This is a genomic window from Streptococcus sp. DD11, from assembly GCF_001578865.1.
GTDB lineage: Bacteria > Bacillota > Bacilli > Lactobacillales > Streptococcaceae > Streptococcus > Streptococcus panodentis.
The window spans coordinates 322,944-326,542 of the sequence record NZ_KQ969393.1; the positions used below are offsets into that span (position 1 = coordinate 322,944).

The window sequence follows — 3,599 nt, forward strand, 5'->3', positions numbered from 1 at the left end:
CTTGACAATCAATTCCAGAGCCCCATTTTCTTTGGCGTAGGTCTGCAGGGCTTGGTAGAAGGCCGTGAGGTATTCCGGCTTGGTTGAGAGCGGGCCGCAGTTGATCTCCATATGGAGGCCGCCGGTCATGGGGATGCTGTACAGGACAGCAGAGACAGCGATTTGCCCCTCGTGATCAGCATAGCCGATATACTGGCAGTGAAAGCCTCGCTTGTGCAGCAGTTCCGCCATTTCAGCGGTCTGCATAAAAGAGCGCTGGGAGCAGGCTGCAGCATGCTCTGTAAATTCTTTCTGGCTGAGAATTTGAAAGTCATCTTGTTCCTTTCTCTTAGTGCCTGCTGCGCAGTTTTTTTCTGACAGTGTAGGCAAGGTTGGACAGGTGGTAGAGAGGATGGGTCGGCAGGTTGAATTCACCAGCGAATTCCTCAATGGTCGGGTTGAATTTGGACTTGAAATGGTAAAGACCGCCGTCAAGGCTGTTTTCGATACCGCCCATATTCTGCCAGTCGGCGCCGCGCTCAAAGGCATGCTTAGCTGTTTCATACCAAGTGATGATGGCTGGCTGGTAACGGCGGTATTCCTCGTCCATACCGGCGTAGATATTTTCGGATGTGGCTCCATATTCTAAGGTCAGGGTTCCGGACAGAGGAACTGTTTTAGCCCCCTGATTGATTTTTCCTTGGAGGAAGTCTATTTCTTCCTGCAGGCGTTTTTGCTCCTGCTGGTTGTTGTCTCTTTTGCCGGGCTTGGTTTTTTCTGTAAATTTCGCTGCTTCTTGCTGAGCTTTGGCCAGCTGGTCCTCTAGGTCCTGCAGCCGCTGTTCCAGATTGAGGCTGGAAAGGGTGACATAGGAATGCTGAGGATAGGTATCCAGCAGTTTCTGGTAATAATCCCTGCCACGCAGAGAGATCTTTTTCCGCTGTTCCGTCTTTTTCATCAGGCCGGCAAAGTCATCCAGCAGTTCAGCACCGCCAAACTGTATTTCAATACCTTTATTGCGGGCTGTACGGATAGCCTGCCGGGTGCTTTTGGACAGGAGCTCCTCGCTGAAATCTTCCCGGTGAATGTTGGCCTGAAAGCGAGGCTGAATCGTCTCATCCAGCGATTCAGTCCGGCCGACCCAAAGGGCTCCGGCCTGCTGCAGTTCGGCAATCAAGGCCAGGGTCTCTTCCTTGTCCTGCCAATCCTGCCCAATCTTGCTTTCCGCTAGAAAGAGACTGGGGTCGAACTTGACAAAGAGGGCTTTTTTCTGCTTGGCAAACTGCTTGAGAGAGCTGAGTACAAAGGCTGTCAGCTCCTTATTGCCATAGTCCATAATGGGGCCGCGGGGGATATAGAGCATGGTGAAGCCCAGAGGCAGCGGCTTGATAAGAACGCTGGCAGCAGCGACCAGCTGCTCATCCTTATAAAAACCCAGCCGTTCATTGGCCCAGTTGTCCTTGATCTGTGCCCAGGCCGAGCTTTGCAGCAGATTGGCCAGCGGACTGTCTGTGACAAAATCATCATGCTCTTGGGCAGAAATTCCAATTTTATAGCTGTACATTAATCTAATACCCACTCTCTAATGGCGTGTGCCACACCAGATTCTTCATTTGATTTGGTAATGTATTCGGCCATCTTTTTCAGCTCTGGCCGGCCGTTTTCCATTACAACCGGATGGCCGACGGCTTCCAGCATGGCCCGGTCGTTTTCTTCGTCTCCGATGGCCATGGTCTGATCTTTGGTCAGCCCCAGCTTTTCTGCCAGATGCAGTACTGCGGCGCCCTTATTGACGTTTTTTTTGACAATTTCCAAGTAAAAGGGAGCAGACTTGACCAAGGTATAGCTGTCATAAAGCTCCTGAGGCAGGCGGGCAATGGCCGCATCCAGAATCTCCGGCTCGTCAATATACATGACTTTGACAATTTCCTTGTCCGCCATCTCTTCCGGCGTCCGGTAAAAGACCGGCATATGGACCAGATTGGCTTCATAGACCGTATACCTACCAATGTTGCGGTTTGCCGTGTAGATGCCGTCCTTGCTGATGGCATGCATGTGAACATTCAGTTTGCGGCTGAGAAATTCCAGCTCCAGATAGTCTTCATAACTCAGCGTTTCCTTTATCAGCTCCTGTCCAGTAGCCGTATCCTGCACCAGACCGCCGTTGAAGGTGATGACATAGTTGTCCGGCTCCCTTAGGCGGAGCTCCTCCAGCAGCTTTTGCACACCGGCAATAGGGCGTCCGGTTGCGATGACAATCTTGACCCCGGCCGCCTTAGCGTCCTGAATGGCGCTGAAGACCTCCGGAGTAATTTCGCGTTTATTGTTTAAGAGGGTGCCGTCAATATCGACAGCCACTAATTTAACAGTCATTTGCTTCTCCATAGATAAAGTAGTCGTTTTGTATATAATTCATAAAGGCATGATTTTTTTTCACTGAAGAGTCCGGCTTCTGCCAGCATTTCCTTAGGGAAATAGAAACGATTGTCACCCTGTCTGGTTCCGGCCAGAGAGTGGACCAGAGGAGACAGGCTGGACAGTTCTGCCAGACTGCCGTCCTTTTGCAGAATCTCAATCTGGGTCCGTGGTTTCTCAGCATCAGGCCGGTAGAAATCATAGGGTAAATCAAAATTCCGATGAATAGCTGTGTAATAATCAGGATCGAAACCAACCTGACTGATCAAATCCCGCATGATTCCCAGATGTTTTTCATTTTTCTGAGAAAAGATGACGGACTTAAAGACCTTGCGGTTGATGAAGCGCTGGGCCAAATCCGACAGAATGATGTCGGGGCTGGTCATCCAGATCTGAAAGTAGGTGTTCATGACCCCATCATCTAGAGCCAGATAGTCCTGCAGTGTCACCTGTTTCTCAAAAAAAGGGATCAGATTGGGCGAAGTCAGGGCAAAATAGTCTTTTTGCTCAGGATAGAGAAACTTAGCCCGCTTGAGCAGATTCTGCAGCAGGACCTCCATGGCCCGGCTGGCCGGATGAAAGTAGACCTGCATATACATCTGATAGCGGCTGACGACATAGTCCTCTACTGCGTGCATGCCGTTGCGTTTGAAGGCAATGCCCTTCTCCACCGGGACAATAACCCGCAGAATGCGCGTCAGGTCAAACTGACCGTAAGAGGCTCCGGTGTAGAATGAATCCCGCAGCAGATAGTCCATCCGGTCTACATCAATCTGACTGGAAATCAGCTGCACCACTTGTTTATTAGGATAAGTGTGATGGATCACGCTGGCTACTTTATCAGGAAAGTCAGGTGCCACCTGCACTAGGACCTGATGGATTTCAGTTTCAGGATTGGTAATCATCTGCCGGGTCAGCTCCTCGTGGTCGGTATCAAAGAGACGTTCGAAGGTGTGGGAATAAGCCCCGTGGCCCACGTCGTGCAGGAGCGCGGTCACCATAGTCAGCAGGTTTTCGTGGCTGTCCCAGCTATCCTGATATTTTTCACTGAAAATCTTGGTAATCCGCCGGGCAATCTCATAGGCTCCCAGACAGTGGGAGAAGCGGCTGTGCTCCCCCCGTGGAAGGTATAGCCAGATGTCCCCAGCTGCTTGATGCGGCGCAGCCGCTGAAATTCTTTGGTGTTAATCAAATCATAAATGACC

General features: G+C 50.8%; 3 protein-coding genes and 1 pseudogene. All 4 read right to left on the reverse strand.

Going from position 1 to position 3,599, the window contains the following annotated elements:
- Nucleotides 1–360, reverse strand: a 360-nt coding sequence (locus STRDD11_RS04855; protein WP_128836314.1) for a peptidoglycan bridge formation glycyltransferase FemA/FemB family protein, incomplete at its 3' end; no start/stop codon positions are given.
- On the reverse strand, nucleotides 329–1,543 hold the full coding sequence (locus tag STRDD11_RS04860; protein ID WP_128835927.1) for an aminoacyltransferase: 1,215 nt from the start codon (nucleotides 1,541–1,543) through the stop codon (nucleotides 329–331). The genes STRDD11_RS04860 and STRDD11_RS04855, both read right to left, overlap by 32 nt.
- On the reverse strand, nucleotides 1,543–2,352 hold the full coding sequence (gene yidA, locus STRDD11_RS04865) for a sugar-phosphatase (protein WP_128835929.1): 810 nt from the start codon (nucleotides 2,350–2,352) through the stop codon (nucleotides 1,543–1,545). The genes STRDD11_RS04860 and yidA overlap by 1 nt, the downstream gene beginning before the upstream one ends.
- A pseudogene (locus STRDD11_RS04870) lies at nucleotides 2,342–3,599 on the reverse strand (HD domain-containing protein); the annotation flags it as partial. The pseudogene STRDD11_RS04870 and the gene yidA, both read right to left, overlap by 11 nt.